Origin of the sequence: Enterobacter cloacae complex sp. ECC445 (genome assembly GCF_021892025.1) — a bacterium.
In the GTDB taxonomy this organism is placed as follows: domain Bacteria; phylum Pseudomonadota; class Gammaproteobacteria; order Enterobacterales; family Enterobacteriaceae; genus Enterobacter; species Enterobacter chengduensis.
The window spans coordinates 121,336-139,637 of sequence record NZ_JAKLRZ010000005.1 but is presented as its reverse complement, the minus strand read 5'-3'; the positions used below and the strand labels follow the sequence as shown (position 1 = coordinate 139,637).

Here is an 18,302-nt window from a genome sequence, read left to right as displayed (position 1 = left end):
CTGCCACGATCACGCTTTTCGGTAACGATTCGTCTGACTCTGGTAAAATAATCGCCGAGTCCGGCTGGGGCGTCAGGCCAGCAACCCCATGAGAAAACGCAGGTGAAACGTGAATAAAACTGTCATCCTCCCGCTTTACCAGGCACCGCACTATGCGGAGCAGGTTACCGACTGGCTCTGGCAGGCCTTTGGCGAAGGGCTGCCCCGGGAATTTTTCCACAGCATTATTGAGCACAGCCAGGCGCCGGGCGCATTACCGCTGACCTTTATCGCCGTAGAAGACGAACGGATTCTTGGCACGGTAGGGCTCTGGCGCTGCGATTTGATCGCCCGCCAGGATCTCTTTCCGTGGCTGGCGGCGCTCTACGTTGACGACGCGGCGCGAGGCAAGGGCCTGGCAGGAAAGCTACAGCAGCATGTCATCAGCTGGGCCGCGCGGGCGGGATATGAAGAGCTGCACCTCTGGTCCGCCTGCCGCGACTTTTACGAACGTTACGGCTGGCGGTACGTTGGCGATGCGCTCGAATACCCGAACAAGACGGTACACCTTTACCGCTATTCGCTCTGCGCTTCTGACGGGGACGCAACGGAGTGACGGCGCACCAGGGTTGGGCTGAAAAGATGGGTAATATCCGGCGGCTGGCGCTGCTCCGCCAGGGCTAACGCCAGCTCGGCGGCCTGCGTTGCCATGGTAACGATCGGGTAGCGCACGGTGGTCAGGCGCGGGCGCACGTAGCGAGAGACCAGCACGTCATCAAAGCCAATCAGTGAGATCTCTGCCGGTACCTCAATCCCGTTGTCGTTCAGCACCCCCATCGCGCCTGCGGCCATGGAGTCGTTATAGCTGGCCACCGCCGTGAAGTTTCGTCCGCGGCCCAGCAGCTCGGTCATGGCCTGCTCACCGCCGCTCTCATCCGGTTCACCGTAGGCTACCAGACGGTCATTACACGGCAGCCCGTTCTCGCGCAGGGCATCGTAATAGCCCTGCAGGCGGTCTTCCGCATCAGAAATCGGATGATTGGAGCAGAGATAGCCAATCCGGGTGTGGCCCTGTTGAATCAGATGGCGGGTCGCAAGCCACGCGCCGTAACGGTCGTCGAGCGCCACGCAGCGTTTTTCAAACCCGGGAATAATGCGGTTGATGATGACCATTCCGGGGATCTGCTTCATCAGATGAATCAGTTCGGCATCCGGGATCATTTTGGCGTGAACCACCAGCGCAGCGCAGCGGTGGCGGATCAGCTGTTCGATGGCCTGGCGTTCTTTTTGTTCATTATGATAGCCATTGCCGATCAGCAAAAAATTGCCTGTCTGATAAGAAACCTGCTCAACGGCTTTCACCATGGCGCCGAAAAAGGGATCGGAGACATCGCCCACCACCAGACCAATGGTTTCTGTGGACTGCTGCGCGAGCGCGCGGGCGTTGGCGTTGGGATGATAATTCAGGGATTCCATGGCGCTCTGTACCGCCTGACGTGAAGCGTCACTGGCTTTGGGTGAATCATTAATCACGCGCGAGACGGTTGCCACCGACACGCCAGCCAGACGGGCCACATCCTTTATTGTCGCCATTCATTACCTTCTTATTGGGGGTAAGCGTTTACACACCAAATAGTGTTGCGGAAAAGCGGCGTGCATTCAAGGGGTGCGGATTCCCCTACGCCACAAACGTGACGCAGCACACCCCCGGTAGTGTAATCGTTACACGCGCAGTCATGTCTGAATAATGTCAATCTGAACCTTTAGTTACACTTTGCCTCAGGCTGTTGCGATTGTCCGATGGCGAGGATGTTAAAGAGATTGATACAGTCGAGATCCCAGAGGTATTGATTGGTGAGAATTCTTAGTACGGTTTCGTACTCATCTCTTGCACCAACCTGCGCGGATGCGCAGGTTTTTTTTCGCCTCCACTTTTGCTGTCGCTCCTCTATTACTTCTCGTGTAATCTGCCACCATTTACTTCCACCCCTCCACGCTGGCTGGCAAAAGGAGTTGAGATGCTATTTGGGTTCTTCCGTACTCTGTTCCGTATTCTTTTTCGCATTCGCATCACTGGCGATGCCCAGGCGCTTCGCGGCGAACGCGTTCTCATCACACCAAACCATGTCTCCTTCATAGACGGCATCCTGCTGGCGCTGTTTTTACCCGTGCGTCCGGTGTTTGCGGTCTATACCTCCATCAGCCAGCAGTGGTACATGCGCTGGCTCACGCCGCTGATTGATTTCGTGCCGCTCGACCCGACCAAGCCGATGATGATTAAGCATCTGGTTCGCCTGGTTGAGCAGGGGCGCCCGGTGGTTATTTTCCCGGAAGGGCGTATTTCGGTGACCGGTTCGCTGATGAAAATCTACGACGGCGCGGGGTTTGTCGCGGCGAAGTCAAAAGCGACCGTGGTGCCGCTGCGCATTGAGGGCGTAGAGCTGACCCATTTCAGCCGCCTGAAAGGGCTGGTGAAGCAGCGTCTGTTCCCAAAAATCACACTGCACATTCTGCCGCCAACGTCACTGCCCATGCCGGAAGCGCCGCGCGCCCGCGATCGCCGTAAAATCGCCGGGGAAATGCTGCATCAGATTATGATGGAAGCGCGCATGGCCGTGCGCCCGCGCGAAACGCTGTACGAATCTCTGCTTTCCGCGCAGTACCGCTATGGCGCGAAGAAAAACTGCATCGAAGACATCAACTTTACCCCGGATACCTACCGTAAGCTGCTGACCAAGACCCTGTTTGTGGGCCGCATTCTGGAGAAGTACAGCAAGAAGGGCGAGAAGATTGGCCTGATGCTGCCTAACGCAGGCATCAGCGCGGCGGTGATTTTTGGTGCGGTCTCCCGCGGGCGTATTCCGGCGATGATGAACTACACGGCGGGCGTGAAGGGGTTGACCAGCTCGATAACCGCTGCGCAAATCAATACCGTATTTACCTCCCGCCAGTTCCTGGACAAAGGCAAGCTCTGGCATCTTCCCGAGCAGCTGACCCAGGTGCGCTGGGTCTTCCTGGAGGATCTGAAAGCGGACGTCACCACCGGCGACAAGCTGTGGATTTTTGCGCACCTGCTGATGCCGCGTCTGGCGCAGGTCAAGCAGCAGCCGGAAGATGACGCGATTATCCTCTTCACCTCGGGATCGGAGGGTAACCCGAAAGGCGTCGTCCACAGCCACAAGAGCATTCTGGCGAACGTCGAGCAGATCAAAAGCATCGCCGACTTTACCGCAAACGACCGCTTTATGTCGGCGCTGCCGCTGTTCCACTCCTTTGGCCTCACGGTGGGGCTGTTTACGCCGCTGCTGACCGGCGCAGAAGTCTTCCTCTACCCGAGCCCGCTGCATTACCGTATCGTGCCGGAGCTGGTGTATGACCGTAACTGCACCGTCCTGTTCGGCACCTCGACCTTCCTGGGGAACTATGCGCGTTTCGCCAATCCGTATGATTTCTATCGCGTGCGGTATGTGGTGGCCGGTGCGGAAAAACTGCAGGAGAGCACCCGTCAGATCTGGCAGGACAAGTTTGGCCTGCGCATTCTCGAAGGCTATGGCGTTACCGAGTGTGCGCCCGTAGTCTCGATTAACGTGCCGATGGCGGCGAAGCCGGGCACGGTAGGCCGCATTCTGCCGGGAATGGACGCGCGCCTGCTGGCCGTGCCGGGCATTGAGGACGGTGGCCGCCTGCAGCTGAAGGGGCCAAACGTGATGAACGGTTATCTGCGCGTGGAAAATCCGGGCGTGCTGGAAGTGCCAACGGCGGAAAACGTCAACGGCGAGGTTGAAACCGGCTGGTACGACACCGGGGATATTGTCCGTTTTGATGAACAAGGCTTTGTCCAGATTCAGGGGCGCGCGAAACGCTTCGCCAAAATCGCCGGTGAAATGGTCTCTCTGGAAATGGTTGAGCAGCTGGCGACGGCCGTCTCTGCGGATAAAATGCATGCGACGGTGGTGAAGAGCGATGCCAGCAAAGGCGAGGCGCTGGTGCTGTTTACCACCGACGCTGAGCTGAAGCGCGACCGGTTACTGAGCTACGCGCGTGAACACGGTATCCCTGAACTGGCCGTGCCGCGCGATATCCGCTGCCTGAAGCAGCTTCCGGTGCTCGGTAGCGGGAAGCCCGATTTCGTGACCCTGAAAGGCATGGTTGAAGAGGCGGAACAGCAAAATGCGTGAGTCAGTACACACTAACACATCGCTCCGGTCGAAAGGCATGATGGCCGTTATCGCCGCGCAGTTTCTCTCTGCGTTCGGCGATAACGCGCTGCTGTTTGCCACCCTGGCGCTGCTAAAAGCCGAGTTTTACCCCGACTGGAGCCAGCCGATCCTGCAAATGGTGTTTGTGGGCGCTTACATTATCTTTGCACCGTTCGTCGGTCAGGTGGCGGACAGTTTCCCCAAAGGCCGGGTGATGATGTTTGCCAACGGTCTCAAGCTGCTGGGTGCGGCCAGCATTTGCTTTGGCTTCAACCCGTTTATTGGCTACACGCTGGTGGGCATTGGCGCTGCCGCCTACTCCCCGGCGAAGTATGGCATTCTCGGCGAGCTGACCACGGGCGATAAGCTGGTGAAAGCCAACGGCCTGATGGAGTCATCCACCATTGCCGCTATCCTGCTCGGATCCGTCGCGGGCGGCGTGCTGGCCGACTGGCATGTCCTGGCGGCGCTGGGCGTCTGCGCGTTAGTGTACGGCGGCGCGGTCGTGGCGAACCTGTTTATTCCTAAGCTGCCGGTGGCTCGTCCGGGGCAGTCCTGGCGCTTTAAGCCGATGACCGGCAGTTTCTTTACCGCCTGTCGCGTGCTGTGGCGTAACGGGGAAACGCGTTTCTCCCTGATGGGGACCAGCATGTTCTGGGGCGCTGGCGTCACGCTGCGCTTCCTGCTGGTGCTGTGGGTGCCGGTGGCGCTGGGCATTACCGACAACGCGACGCCAACCTATCTTAATGCGATGGTGGCCATCGGCATTGTGGTGGGGGCAGGTGCGGCGGCGAAGCTGGTGACGTTCGAAACGGTGGCGCGCTGCATGCCCGCGGGGATCCTGATTGGCGTGGTGGTGCTTATTTTCTCGCTGCAGCATGCGTTATTGCCCGCTTATGCTCTGCTGATCCTGATTGGTATTCTGGGCGGGTTCTTCGTGGTACCGCTCAACGCGTTGCTTCAGGAGCGCGGCAAGCAGACGGTCGGTGCGGGGAACGCCATTGCGGTACAAAACCTCGGTGAAAACCTGGCGATGCTGTTAATGCTCGGGCTCTACTCGCTGGCGGTGAAGGTGGGCGTGCCGGTGGTGGGGATTGGCGTCGGCTTTGGCGGACTGTTTGCGATTGCGATTGCTGCATTATGGGTTTGGCAGCGTCGGCGTTGATAAGTGCGGCCTGATGCCCTCATCCCGCCCCTCTGCCACAGGGAGAGGGAGCAACCCCTAAAAACGGCAACGTGCGTTGCCGTTTTGCTTTTATTACGGTGCCGGGTAGGTATAAACCTGATGCACCGCTTCAATCTCCGCTAACACCTCTTCACTCAGGTTCAGGTGGAAACTCTCAATATTGGTTTTCAGCTGTTCCATCGTGGTCGCGCCCAGCAGGGTGCTGGCGACAAACGGCTGACGGCGCACGAAGGCCAGCGCCATCTGCGCAGGGTCAAGACCGTGGCGCTTTGCGATATCTACATAGGCTGCAACGGCTTTTTGCGTCTGCTCGCCGCTGTAGCGGGTAAAGCGGCTAAAGAGGGTATTACGCGCCCCGGCCGGTTTCGCACCGTTCAGGTATTTCCCCGTCAGCGTGCCGAAACCGAGACAGGAGTAGGCGAGCAGCTCCACCTCTTCATACTGCGTCACCTCGGCCAAACCCACCTCATAGCTGCGGTTAAGCAGGCTGTACGGGTTCTGGATAGTCACGATACGCGGCAGATCGTGTTTATCTGCCAGATGCAGATAGCGCATGACCCCAAACGCCGTTTCGTTAGAGACGCCGATGTAGCGGATTTTTCCCGCTCGCTGGCATTCGGTCAGCGCTTCCAGCGTTTCCAGCAGCGTGACGGCGGGGGCACTTTCATTCCAGCTGTAGCCGAGCTTACCAAAGCAGTTGGTGGGACGCTGCGGCCAGTGCACCTGATACAGGTCGATATAGTCGGTTTGCAGGCGCTTCAGGCTGGCGTCCAGCGCGGCGCGGATATTCTTGCGATCGAGGATCTGGTTCGGGCGGATCCCGGCATCGTTGTTGCGCGAGGGGCCGCTAACCTTTGAGGCAATCACCAGCTTTTCACGGTTGCCGCGTGTTGCCAGCCAGTTACCGACGTAGGTTTCGGTCAGCCCTTGCGTTTCAGGGCGCGGGGGAACAGGGTACATCTCTGCGACATCAATCAGGTTAATGCCCTGGCTGACGGCGTAATCGAGTTGTGCATGGGCATCGGCTTCGCTGTTTTGTTCACCAAATGTCATCGTGCCCAACCCCAGTTGGCTGACTTCGAGAGCGCTGTGGGGGATACGGTGATAATGCATAGCCGGCTTCCTCAGTAGACTTATAGACCGCGTCAGGGCGTACCCGACAAAGGAATATAAACATGGCAGAGGGGAAGCAAAAGGGGAAGAAAAAAATCAAAAAGGCCAGCAAGCTACTGACCCCTTTCTGTTTATCGCTCGATAATTTGCGACACTTCGTCGCGATTGATCTGCATTTTATTGCCTTGCTGATCGCGGTAGCTCACCAGGCCGGTATCATCGTCGACTTCGGGTTTGCCGTCGGTCAGGATCATTCGTCCATCCTTTGTCGCCATAACGTAATCGCTGCTACATCCGGATACGGCAAACGCTAAACCGACTGCTGACACTAACACTGCCCATTTTTTCATCGTTATCGTCCTCATCTGGCGCGTATCAAATATCATCTAGTATTAACCCGATATGGCGACTTGAGGAAGCGGTAAAATCTTAAAAAGCAGTCGATTATGTTTGAGAGCTCGCAAAATAAGTAAAAAACTATGTTGTTAACAGGAAATGACGGGCAAGGAGTGCGCCGGTGAAATTCTTTTTGAGATAAAAACCGCGCGGCAGCGTCAGTATGGGCTGACCCTTCGCGCCAATTGCCTCGGTTAGCGCTTTACTGTTGGCCGCTTTTGGGCGCAGCTGTAATACCTCCCCGTGGCGCGCGGTGATGCGCTCTACCTGCCCAAGCACAATCATGTCCATCAGCTCCTCCCAGTCCAGACGCAGCTGATGATCCTCATCCTCGCTCGGGCTCCAGAGCAGCGGCGCGCCAACGCGACGGTCAGCGAGGGGGATCTGTCGCTCGCCTTCAACCGGCACCCACAATACGCGCTTCAGCTTATGGCGAACGTGGCTGGTTTCCCACGTCACGCCGGTGTTGCCGGTTAATGGCGCAACGCAAACAAAGGTGGTTTCAAGCGGCTTGCCCAGGCTGTCTATGGGGATGGTTTTTAACTCCACGCCCAGTGCGGCAAAATCCTGCTCTGGTTTGCTCCCTGCGCTGGCACCCAGCCACAGTTCAAGCAGCATGCCGATCCAGCCTTTATCCCGTTTCAGATCCTTCGGGATCGGCAAACCTGCCATCGCCGCCAGCTCGCCAAGCGAAAAGCCTGCAAGACGCTGCGCCTGCTGTAGAAGCTGGCTCTCGCTGGACGGCGGTGAGAGCAAGGGTGTAAGCGGATGCATGAAGGTAACCTTTTGATTAAAAAATAAACGAAGAAATTGTCCCCTGTGGATAGAGTTTAACTATTTCTGTACCAATATTCCATGTGTATGATTTATAGGTTTTTTTATTGGTTTGAAATCGTTTCACCGGCGTCATAAAACCGGTTGTTCAAATCTGGTCACTGACAATGAACAGGATCTTACACCATGTTATCCACAGAAAAATGGGATAACTGGGCATAACCCTAACTACTGTTTCAATTTACAGCCTTGACGTGCGATGAAAATCGAATTTTCAGACAATTTGTGACTAACTTATTGGCACAATCTGTGGATAAAACCGACGCTGTTCGATCTTTCATCAGCACGACGATCCCTGGTGTGACGAACGTCACGCTATTCTGTTTTGCGATCATGAAAATACATTTAACTGATTGAAAGTTATCTGATTATATAATTGAGCTCACAAGAGGCGCACGACAGCGTCTGAGGTTGTTCATCGGTAATCAGACACTTCTTCACAACTATATCCACAGAAAAGGTGAATAAAATTCCCTTTGCCGTCGCTCATCTGTTTATAACTCAGCGCTAATTTGTGAGTTATTCAAATGTTATTAGGTTGCAGCCCTGTAAGAGAGTGGTTTACCGCCTCCCTGTAGTGTGAAACAATCATTCATATATAAGGTTTAGTTTGGGGTAGTCCGGTGATTGATGACGATGGCTACCGCCCGAACGTAGGAATAGTAATTTGTAATCGTCAGGGCCAGGTAATGTGGGCCCGGCGATATGGTCAGCACTCCTGGCAGTTCCCGCAGGGCGGGATCAATCCGGGAGAGTCCCCAGAACAAGCGATGTACCGGGAGCTTTTTGAAGAGGTCGGTTTAAGCCGAAAAGATGTTCGCATCCTGGCTTCGACCCGCAACTGGTTGCGTTACAAGTTACCGAAACGTTTGGTGCGTTGGGACACAAAGCCGGTTTGTATCGGCCAGAAACAGAAGTGGTTTCTGTTGCAGTTGGTGGGCAACGATTCAGACATCAATATGCAAACCAGCAGTACGCCGGAGTTCGATGGCTGGCGCTGGGTGAGCTATTGGTATCCTGTTCGTCAGGTCGTGTCATTTAAACGCGATGTTTACCGTAGGGTGATGAAAGAGTTTGCAAGTGTGGTTATGCAGCTTCAGGAGATCCCGCCTAAGCCGCAGAGCGCACCTGCCTGGCGACGTAAAAGAGGTTAAGCTACGCAAATCATGCTCACCCGCTTGCGAGAAATAGTCGAGAAGGTGGCCAGCGCGCCGCGTCTGAACGAGGCGCTGAATATTCTGGTCACCGACATCTGTCTTGCGATGGAGACCGAGGTCTGTTCGGTGTATCTGGCCGACCACGATCGGCGCTGCTATTACCTGATGGCAACCCGTGGTTTAAAAAAACCGCGTGGACGCACCGTCACGCTCGCATTTGATGAAGGTATCGTGGGCCTGGTCGGGCGGCTGGCTGAGCCCATCAACCTGGCCGACGCGCAAAAACACCCCAGCTTCAAATACATTCCTTCCGTAAAAGAAGAACGCTTCCGCGCTTTTCTTGGCGTACCGATTATCCAGCGTCGCCAGCTGCTCGGCGTGCTGGTCGTCCAGCAGCGTGAGCTGCGTCAGTACGATGAAAGCGAAGAGTCATTCCTCGTTACGCTGGCCACGCAGATGGCGGCTATCCTCTCCCAGTCTCAGCTTGCCGCGCTCTTTGGTCAGTATCGCCATACGCGCATTCGTGCCCTTCCGGCCTCGCCAGGCGTGGCGATAGCGGAAGGCTGGATGGACGCCACGCTGCCGTTGATGGAGCAGGTTTACGAAGCCTCAACGCTCGATGAAGCGCTTGAGCGCGAGCGTCTTACCGCCGCGCTGGAAGAGGCGGCAAATGAGTTTCGCCGCTACAGCAAGCGCTTTGCCGCAGGCGCGCAAAAAGAGACGGCGGCCATCTTCGACCTCTATTCGCACCTGCTCTCCGATGCGCGCCTGCGCCGCGAGCTTTTTGCCGAAGTGGATAAAGGGTCGGTCGCGGAGTGGGCGGTTAAGAAGGTTATCGAAAAATTTGCCGATCAATTTGCGGCATTGACCGACGGTTACCTGAAAGAGCGGGCAGGCGATCTTCGCGCCCTGGGACAGCGGCTGCTGTTCCATCTTGATGACACCATTCAGGGGCCGAATGCCTGGCCAAAACGGTTTGTTCTTGTTGCCGATGAACTCTCGGCAACGACGCTGGCTGAACTGCCGCAGGACAGGCTGGCCGGTGTGGTGGTGCGCGATGGTGCCGCCAACTCACACGCCGCCATTATGGTGCGCGCGCTGGGTATTCCAACCGTTATGGGCGCGGATATCCAGCCGTCGGTGCTGCACCGCCGCACGCTGGTGGTCGACGGCTATCGCGGTGAGCTGCTGGTCGATCCTGAGCCGGTTCTGCTTCAGGAATACCAGCGTCTTATCAGCGAAGAGAATGAATTAAGCAAGCTGGCGGAAGATGACGTTAACCTGCCCGCACAGCTCAAGAGCGGCGAGCGGATCAAAGTCATGCTCAACGCGGGCTTAAGCCCCGAGCACGAAGAAAAGCTCGGCAGCCGCATCGACGGTATTGGCTTATACCGTACTGAAATTCCGTTCATGCTGCAGAGCGGTTTCCCCTCCGAAGAGGAGCAGGTGGCGCAGTATCAGGGCATGCTGCAGATGTTCAACGACAAGCCTGTTACGCTGCGAACCCTGGACGTCGGCGCGGATAAACAGCTGCCGTATATGCCGATCAGCGAAGAGAACCCGTGCCTGGGCTGGCGCGGGATCCGCATCACGCTCGATCAGCCAGAGATCTTCCTGATCCAGGTGCGCGCCATGCTCCGCGCCAACGCGGCGACGGGCAACCTCAGCATCCTGCTGCCGATGGTCACCAGCATTGATGAGATCGACGAGTCACGGCGGCTGATCGAACGTGCTGGTCGTGAAGTGGAAGAGATGATCGGCTATGCGATCCCGAAACCGCGGATAGGAGTGATGCTTGAAGTGCCGTCGATGGTCTTCATGCTGCCGCAGCTGGCGAACCGCGTTGATTTTATCTCTGTCGGCACGAACGACCTGACGCAATATATTCTGGCCGTCGATCGTAACAACACCCGCGTCGCCAGTATCTACGACAGCCTGCATCCGGCGATCATTCGCGCGTTGGCGATGATTGCTCGTGAGGCGGAGCAGTACGGCATTGATTTACGCCTGTGCGGTGAAATGGCCGGGGATTCCATGTGCGTTGCGATCCTGATTGGTCTGGGATACCGCCATCTGTCGATGAACGGTCGCGCCGTTGCCCGCGTGAAATACCTGTTGCGGCATATCGATATCGATGATGCCCGCGAGCTGGCTGAACGCAGCCTTGAGGCGCAGCTGGCTGCTGAGGTTCGTCATCAGGTTGCGGCGTTTATGGAACGACGCGGTATGGGCGGCCTGATCCGCGGCGGCCGCTAATCGTTTTTCGCCCTCTCCCTGTGGGTGAGGGCGCCAGCGCGCATAAAACCCTATACACATCTTTTACATCTCTGGCGCATCCTCCGCGCCCGCCTTATGCTATGATTCGCAACTTTGGAGCCTCTGCTTACAGCAGAATCGCATTTCTACCGCTGTCCACTTTCAGCGGAATAACAACATCTTGTGGTGACAGATGAACAGTGGTTATCTGCATTTTCCGGAATTTGATCCGGTCATTTTCTCAGTAGGACCTGTTTCGCTTCACTGGTACGGTTTGATGTACCTGGTGGGCTTCATTTTTGCCATGTGGCTTGCGGGTCGTCGCGCCAGCCGTCCCGGCAGCGGCTGGACCAAAAACGAAGTGGAAAACCTGCTGTACGCGGGCTTCCTCGGCGTGTTCCTCGGTGGCCGTATTGGGTATGTGCTGTTCTACAACCTCCCGGTATTCCTGAACGATCCCCTCTATTTATTCCGCGTCTGGGATGGCGGCATGTCCTTCCACGGCGGCCTGATTGGGGTGATCCTGGTGATGGTGATTTTTGCCAAACGCACCAAACGCAACTTCTTCCAGGTGTCAGATTTTATCGCACCGCTGATCCCGTTTGGTCTGGGCGCTGGCCGTCTGGGCAACTTCATCAACGGTGAGCTGTGGGGCCGCGTCGACCCAAGCGTGCCATATACCATGCTCTTCCCGGGCTCGCGCGCGGAAGATATCGCACTGTTGCCATCCCACCCGGAGTGGCAGTCCATTTTCGATACCTACGGCGTGCTGCCGCGCCATATGTCTCAGCTGTACGAGCTGGCGCTGGAAGGCGTGGTGCTGTTTATCATCCTCAACCTGTTTATCCGCAAACCGCGCCCGATGGGGGCTGTCTCCGGCCTGTTCCTGATTGGCTACGGCGCATTCCGTATCATCGTCGAGTTCTTCCGCCAGCCGGACGCACAGTTTACCGGCGAGTGGGTACAGTACATCAGCATGGGGCAGATCCTCTCCATTCCGATGATCGTCGCGGGTGCCATTATGATGATTTGGGCGTATCGTCGTCGTCCACAGCAACAACTTTCCTGAGGAACCATGAAACAGTATCTTGAATTGATGAAAAAAGTGCTCGATGAGGGCACGCCGAAAAACGACCGCACCGGCACCGGTACGCTCTCCATTTTTGGCCACCAGATGCGCTTCAATCTGCAAGAAGGCTTCCCGCTGGTGACGACAAAGCGCTGCCACCTGCGCTCGATCATTCATGAACTGCTTTGGTTCCTGCAAGGCGATACCAACGTTGCGTATCTGCACGAAAATAACGTTTCAATCTGGGACGAATGGGCAGACGAGAACGGCAACCTGGGCCCGGTTTACGGCAAGCAGTGGCGCGCCTGGCCAACGCCCGATGGCCGCCATATTGACCAGATCACCACCGTGATGAACCAGCTGAAAAACGATCCGGACTCGCGCCGCATCATCGTTTCCGCCTGGAACGTCGGCGAGCTGGACAAAATGGCGCTGGCACCGTGCCACGCGTTCTTCCAGTTCTATGTGGCGGATGGAAAGCTCTCCTGCCAGCTCTATCAGCGCTCCTGTGACGTGTTCCTCGGCCTGCCGTTTAACATTGCCAGCTATGCGCTGTTAGTCCACATGATGGCGCAGCAGTGCGACCTGGAAGTGGGCGATTTTGTCTGGACAGGTGGCGATACTCACCTTTACAGCAACCACATGGAACAGACGCATCTCCAGCTGACCCGCGAACCGCGTGCGCTGCCGAAGCTGATTATCAAACGTAAACCGGCGTCAATCTTCGACTACCGCTTTGATGATTTCGAGATTGAGGGCTACGACCCGCACCCCGGCATCAAGGCGCCCGTCGCTATCTGATGCGGTAAAGCCTGACACAACCGGTGCTGTTTAGCGCCGGTTTTTTTTCGCCTTTATTCCGTTTTTCGAAGCGCTATCCAGAAAGCCTGCAACGCGCTGCAACTCTTCCAATTCTCCGGATAACGCCTCGTAAAACGAGGATCCGACGCTCGTCATGTTCGCGCCGCTTCGCCACACTCCCGGTATGAAAAAAGAGAACGGTTTTACGCTTATCGAAACGCTGGTCGCGATTTCGCTTGTTGTTATCCTGAGCGCCTCTGGCCTGTACGGCTGGGACAGCTGGCAACAGCAGCAGCGGCTGTGGCAAACCGCCAGCCAGGTGCGAGATTACCTGCTGTTTCTGCGCAACCATGCCAACCGCCACAACCGCGACCATCAAATTTCCCGTCAGCGGATGGGTGACCGGGACTGTCTGGCGAGCTCTGCCGTGCAAGGCTGTGAGAAGGGCAGTCCCTTTGTACTGATCCCACTCTGGCCTGAGGTCGCGATCGGCGAGGTCACGCCGTCACTCGGGTTCTATGGATTACGGGATACGGCTTGGGCGGGGAGAATACGCGTTCAAAGCCGTGCGGGAGAGTGGCTGATTATTGTCTCAAATGGGGGGCGGATCAGGATGTGTCAAGTCTCTGAGGGAGGTTCATGTTGATGAGGCAGCGCGGTTTTTCTCTGACTGAAGTTCTGATTGCCATGGCGATTAGCAGCCTTTTGCTGATGAGCGCATCGCGTTTTTTACCCAGACTGCAGCGGGCGGTCTTACTGCAGTCCGGCCAGAGAGAGCTGGAGGAAGAGGTCTGGCAACAGCTGTTTGCCCTTGGCAAACAGCTTCAGCGTGCGGGGTACTGCGCGGGAAGCTGTCAGGGACAGGCGCTGACGATCGCGAGGCAAGGAGGTTGCGTCATTGTGCGGTGGGATGCCAACGGTAACGGCAGCTGGGACAACACGGCATCAGAAAATGACAGCACCGGCTTTCGTCTGGAATCGGGCGCGCTGGAAACTCAGCGAGGGGCGACGTCGTGTGAAGGGAAAGGATGGGAAAAGCTTACCGACCCGGACAGGCTTACGATCGCGCATTTTGTCGTGCGGAAAGTGGAACATGCCGGTTTTGCGCCAGAGGTGAATATCGAACTGGCCGCGATGCGTAAAGGCGAGCAGGGGGAACCCTGGCAGGCGCGGTATACGGTAACAGGGTACAACCTGTGAATCGTCAACGCGGAATGTCTTCGCTGGCGCTGGTTCTGCTTTTACTGGTGCTCGGTACCCTGATCCTCACAGGGTTCAATCAGCAGCTCACCACGTTTAGCACGCTCGTGGGCGATGAGAGCCGCTCGCTTCAACAGCAGGCGAAGATACAATCCGCGCTTGAGTGGGGACGGGTTCAGAGCTGGTCGTCAGAGCCACAGGTTCAGTGCAAAAACACATCGGCGTGGCAGGTGTGTTTGCGCCCGCTGAGCGAGGCGCGCGTGTTGCTGATTGCCGGAGACCGTGACCTGCTATTCTGGCGCGCAGGAGAGATTGTCGATGGGAAAGTTCGCTTTTCGCCTCACGGCTGGAGCGATTTTTGCCCCCTTAAGGAGAGCGGGTTATGTCAGCTGCCGTAAGCAGAGAAAAGGGGTTTAGCATGGTTGAGGTCCTGCTGGCGATGGTGCTGCTGACGATCGTCGTGACGGCGCTGTCGGGCTATCACCGGGCGCTGGCGGCGCGCTTTACCGTGCTCAATCAGTATCGCCAGCTCTGGCACCATGCCTGGAACCAGTCTCAGCTCTCAACAAATGTTCTCCCCGCGGGCTGGCAGGCCAGCCGGGTGCAGACAACGCACGCAGGATGTGTCAGCATCACGGTTACACTTATTTCTCCTCTGGGGCGGCGCGGTGAGATAACGCGTCTGCATTGCCCGGTTAGCCAGTAGTCGGGAGCGTCTATGTTAAGGGTCTACCACTCAAATCGTCTGGATGTGCTGGAAGCGCTGATGGAGTTTATCGTTGAGCGCGAGCGGCTTGACGATCCTTTTGAGCCCGAAATGGTGCTGGTGCAGAGCACCGGTATGGCACAGTGGCTGCAAATGTCCCTTTCCCGCAAGTTTGGCATAGCCGCGAACATCGATTTTCCGCTGCCCGCGAGCTTTATCTGGGACATGTTCGTGCGCGTGTTGCCGGATATTCCAGAGCAGAGCGCATTCAACAAGCAGGCGATGAGCTGGAAGCTGATGGCGTTACTGCCGGAAATGCTGCAGCGCGATGAATTTGCCATGCTGCGCCACTACCTCAACGATGACACCGATAAGCGCAAGCTGTTCCAGCTGGCGTCGCGCACCGCCGATCTCTACGACCAATACCTGGTTTACCGTTCTGACTGGTTAATCCGTTGGGAAGCGGGCGAGCTGGTCGACGGGCTGCCGGAGGCGCAGGTATGGCAGGCACCGCTGTGGAAAGCGCTGGTGGATCATACGGAGAAACTTGGCCAGCCTAAGTGGCACCGTGCCAATCTGTACGATCGGTTTATCTCGATACTTGAAAATGCGTCGGAGCGCCCGGCACGGCTGCCGTCACGCGTCTTTATCTGCGGGATATCCGCATTACCCCCCATTTATCTGAAGGCGTTGCATGCGCTGGGTAAGCATATTGATATCCATATTTTGTTTACCAACCCCTGCCGGCAGTATTGGGGGGATATCCTTGACGAACGCTGGCTTGCACGGCTGGTGACCCGTCAAAGAAAGCGCCTTTTTGAAGAGCGAACGGTGCCTCTGTTTAAAGACGTTTCGGCTGTCGGGCAGCTTTTTGATGAAGAGGGGATCCAGAACCTGCCCAATCCGCTGCTTGCCTCATGGGGTAAGCTGGGGCGTGACTACATTCATATGCTTTCAGACATCACGTCCTCAGGTGAAGGTGACGTGGATGCCTTTGTGGAGATCGCCCCGGACAGCCTGCTGCATAATATTCAGTTAGACATTCTGGACCTGGAAAACCGCGTCGTGATGGGCGTGACGGCGAACGAGTTCGAACGCAGCGACGGTAAGCGAAAACTGGATCCCGACGATCGCAGCGTCACGTTCCACGTTTGCCACAGCCCGCAGCGCGAGGTCGAAGTGCTTCACGACCAGCTGCTGGCGATGCTGCAGGAGGACCCCGACCTGACGCCGCGCGACATCGTGGTGATGGTGGCGGATATCGACAGCTACAGCCCCTTTATTCAGGCCGTCTTTGGCAGCGCGACGGGTGAGCGATACCTGCCTTACGCTATCTCTGACCGTCGTGCCCGCCAGTCGCATCCGGTATTGCAGGCCTTTATCACTCTGCTGTCACTGTCGGATAGCCGGTTCATCTCCGAAGATGTTCTGGCGTTACTGGATGTTCCCGTGCTGGCCGCACGCTTCAACATCAATGAAGAGGGGCTGCGCTACCTTCGCCAGTGGGTGAATGAGTCTGGGGTGCGCTGGGGGATCGATGACGATAACGTGCAGGAGTTCGAACTTCCTCCAACCGGGCAGCACACGTGGCGATTTGGTCTGACGCGCATGCTGCTGGGCTACGCCATGGAGAGCAGCCAGGGCGAGTGGAACGAGGTGCTGCCTTACGATGAATCCAGCGGGTTGATTGCTGAGCTGGTGGGGCATTTAGCGTCGCTGCTGATGCAGCTTAACCGCTGGCGACACGAGCTGCTCCAGCCGCGTACGCTTGAAGCGTGGCTTCCGGTGTGCAGGGCGTTGCTCAATGATTTCTTCCTGCCGGACAGCGACACCGAAGCGGCAATGGCGCTCATTGAAACACAGTGGCAGGCCATCATCGACGAAGGCGTGAATTCCCACTATCAGGAAGCCATTCCGTTGTCGCTGTTGAGGGATGAGTTGACGCAGCGGCTTGACCAGGAGCGAATCAGCCAGCGTTTCCTGGCGGGTCCCATCAATATCTGCACCCTGATGCCCATGCGTTCCATCCCGTTTAAAGTGGTCTGCCTGCTCGGCATGAACGACGGCGTATATCCCCGCGCGCTGGCGCCGCTGGGGTTCGATTTGATGAGCGCAAATCCAAAACGGGGCGACCGTAGCCGCCGTGATGATGACCGCTACCTTTTCCTTGAGGCGCTTATCTCCGCCCAGAGTAAGCTCTATATCAGCTATATTGGTCGATCCATCCAGGACAACAGCGAGCGTTTCCCTTCCGTTCTGGTGCAGGAGCTGGTGGACTATATCGGCCAGAGTCACTATCTGCCGGGGGATGAAGAACGCAACTGTGACGAAAGCGAGCAGAGGGTGAAAGCCCATATCACCTGTTACCACAGCCGCATGCCGTTTGACCCTGTGAATTACGTTGCCAGCGAGCGCCAGAGCTATGCTCAGGAGTGGCTACCCGCGGCAAAAAAAGAGGGGAGAGCACATACCGATTTCATTCAGGAGCTTGACCCACGGCCTGTCGACACCCTGACCTTTGAACAGCTTCAGCGGTTTTGGGCGCATCCGGTGCGCGCCTTCTTCCAGCAGCGACTACAGGTCAACTTCCGTTCTGAAGAGAGTGAAATTCCTGATGCAGAGCCCTTTACGCTGGAAGGGCTGGAGCGCTACCAGTTAAACCTGCAATTGCTGAACGCGCTGGTTGAAGAGGATGATGCGGACAAGCTTTACCGCCGCTACCGTGCCGCAGGGCAGCTGCCCTACGGCGCGTTCGGGGAGATCGTCTGGGAGGCGCAGTGTCAGGAGATGACCGCCCTGGCAGAGCGCGTGAGAGCGTGCCGACAGCCAGGAAAAAGTATTGAAATCGATCTCAGCTGCAACGGTGTACAGCTCACTGGCTGGTTAACCCAGGTGCAGCCTGACGGGCTGCTGCGCTGGCGGCCCTCAATGCTTAGCGTTTCCCAGGGATTGCAACTCTGGCTGGAACATCTTGTCTACAGTGCGTTGGGTCATCAAGGTGAAAGCCGGATCTTCGTGCGCAAAGAGGGCGAGTGGCGCTTCCCGCCGATGGAGTCTGAACAGGCGTTACGTTATCTGTCTTTGTATATTGAGGGCTACGGCCAGGGAATCAACAAACCGCTTCTGTTACTACCTGAAAGTGGCGGTGCGTGGATAAAAGCCTGTTATGACGCGCAGAATGATGCGATGTTAACGGATGAGTCTTCGCTGCAGAAAGCGCGCAGCAAATTTATGCAGGCCTACGAAGGTAACATGATGGTGCGTGGTGAAGGTGAAGATGTGTGGTATCAGCGCTTGTGGCGAACGCTTGAGCCAGAATACTTCGACGCTATCACGGAAGAGGCGCAGCGCTACCTGCTGCCGTTGTTTAGATTTAATCAGTCCTGAGCGCTGTATAAAAATTGCG

16 protein-coding genes are annotated in these 18,302 nt (G+C 56.8%); 12 read left to right on the top strand and 4 right to left on the bottom strand.

The features are described from left to right. Window positions 1-109: 109 nt before the first annotated feature. Complete coding sequence (locus tag L6R44_RS06750; RefSeq protein WP_032643204.1) at window positions 110-595, top strand: GNAT family N-acetyltransferase; 486 nt, start codon at window positions 110-112, stop codon at window positions 593-595. Here the strand turns inward: L6R44_RS06750 and galR are convergent. Next, window positions 556-1,572, bottom strand: coding sequence for an HTH-type transcriptional regulator GalR (galR, locus tag L6R44_RS06745; protein WP_237423648.1), 1,017 nt, complete (start codon window positions 1,570-1,572; stop codon window positions 556-558). The genes L6R44_RS06750 and galR overlap by 40 nt on opposite strands. Before the next feature lie 425 nt (window positions 1,573-1,997). Between galR and aas the strand changes: the two genes are divergently transcribed. Beyond that, entirely contained in the window at window positions 1,998-4,157 is a 2,160-nt protein-coding gene (gene aas / locus L6R44_RS06740; protein ID WP_237423647.1) for a bifunctional acyl-ACP--phospholipid O-acyltransferase/long-chain-fatty-acid--ACP ligase, read from the top strand. Then, on the top strand, window positions 4,150-5,343 hold the full coding sequence (gene lplT / locus L6R44_RS06735) for a lysophospholipid transporter LplT (RefSeq protein WP_237423646.1): 1,194 nt from the start codon (window positions 4,150-4,152) through the stop codon (window positions 5,341-5,343). Before aas ends, lplT begins: the two co-directional genes overlap by 8 nt. Before the next feature lie 93 nt (window positions 5,344-5,436). On the opposite strand, the gene L6R44_RS06730 is transcribed toward lplT, so the two are convergent. The 3 genes from L6R44_RS06730 to mutH form a co-directional block, all read right to left on the bottom strand. Next, entirely contained in the window at window positions 5,437-6,477 is a 1,041-nt protein-coding gene (locus L6R44_RS06730) for an NADP(H)-dependent aldo-keto reductase (RefSeq protein WP_032643193.1), read from the bottom strand. A 131-nt stretch (window positions 6,478-6,608) separates the two neighbouring features. Next, window positions 6,609-6,827 carry a YgdI/YgdR family lipoprotein gene (locus tag L6R44_RS06725; protein ID WP_032643191.1) on the bottom strand — a complete coding sequence of 73 codons (219 nt, stop codon included), beginning with the start codon at window positions 6,825-6,827 and terminating at the stop codon, window positions 6,609-6,611. 127 nt (window positions 6,828-6,954) lie between these two features. Next, window positions 6,955-7,647 carry a DNA mismatch repair endonuclease MutH gene (gene mutH / locus L6R44_RS06720; protein WP_237423645.1) on the bottom strand — a complete coding sequence of 231 codons (693 nt, stop codon included), beginning with the start codon at window positions 7,645-7,647 and terminating at the stop codon, window positions 6,955-6,957. Between the two features lie 683 nt (window positions 7,648-8,330). Here mutH and rppH point away from each other — a divergent pair. The 9 genes from rppH (at window position 8,331) to recC (ending at window position 18,283) form a co-directional block, all read left to right on the top strand. After that, window positions 8,331-8,861, top strand: a complete 531-nt coding sequence (gene rppH, locus L6R44_RS06715) for an RNA pyrophosphohydrolase (RefSeq protein ID WP_013098553.1) — start codon at window positions 8,331-8,333, stop codon at window positions 8,859-8,861. Between the two features lie 12 nt (window positions 8,862-8,873). Continuing rightward, window positions 8,874-11,120, top strand: a complete 2,247-nt coding sequence (gene ptsP, locus L6R44_RS06710; protein WP_032643187.1) for a phosphoenolpyruvate--protein phosphotransferase — start codon at window positions 8,874-8,876, stop codon at window positions 11,118-11,120. Window positions 11,121-11,313: 193 nt separating this feature from the next. Beyond that, window positions 11,314-12,189 (top strand): prolipoprotein diacylglyceryl transferase, encoded by an 876-nt coding sequence (gene lgt / locus L6R44_RS06705; RefSeq protein WP_032643185.1) that lies wholly within the window; start codon window positions 11,314-11,316, stop codon window positions 12,187-12,189. 6 nt (window positions 12,190-12,195) lie between these two features. Continuing rightward, window positions 12,196-12,990 carry a thymidylate synthase gene (gene thyA, locus L6R44_RS06700; RefSeq protein WP_014885081.1) on the top strand — a complete coding sequence of 265 codons (795 nt, stop codon included), beginning with the start codon at window positions 12,196-12,198 and terminating at the stop codon, window positions 12,988-12,990. A gap of 184 nt (window positions 12,991-13,174) precedes the next feature. After that, window positions 13,175-13,636 (top strand): prepilin peptidase-dependent protein, encoded by a 462-nt coding sequence (locus L6R44_RS06695; RefSeq protein WP_237423732.1) that lies wholly within the window; start codon window positions 13,175-13,177, stop codon window positions 13,634-13,636. Continuing rightward, a complete protein-coding gene (locus tag L6R44_RS06690; RefSeq protein ID WP_237423644.1) occupies window positions 13,630-14,190 on the top strand; it encodes a prepilin peptidase-dependent protein in 561 nt (186 codons plus the stop codon). The genes L6R44_RS06695 and L6R44_RS06690 overlap by 7 nt, the downstream gene beginning before the upstream one ends. Beyond that, the gene (locus tag L6R44_RS06685; protein ID WP_237423643.1) at window positions 14,187-14,588 is read left to right on the top strand and encodes a DUF2509 family protein; all 402 of its coding nucleotides are present in this window, start codon (window positions 14,187-14,189) and stop codon (window positions 14,586-14,588) included. The genes L6R44_RS06690 and L6R44_RS06685 overlap by 4 nt, the downstream gene beginning before the upstream one ends. Continuing rightward, complete coding sequence (locus L6R44_RS06680; protein WP_237423642.1) at window positions 14,573-14,896, top strand: prepilin-type N-terminal cleavage/methylation domain-containing protein; 324 nt, start codon at window positions 14,573-14,575, stop codon at window positions 14,894-14,896. The genes L6R44_RS06685 and L6R44_RS06680 overlap by 16 nt, the downstream gene beginning before the upstream one ends. 12 nt (window positions 14,897-14,908) lie before the next feature. Next, window positions 14,909-18,283, top strand: coding sequence for an exodeoxyribonuclease V subunit gamma (gene recC / locus L6R44_RS06675; protein ID WP_237423641.1), 3,375 nt, complete (start codon window positions 14,909-14,911; stop codon window positions 18,281-18,283). The last annotated feature ends 19 nt before the right edge of the window (window positions 18,284-18,302 follow it).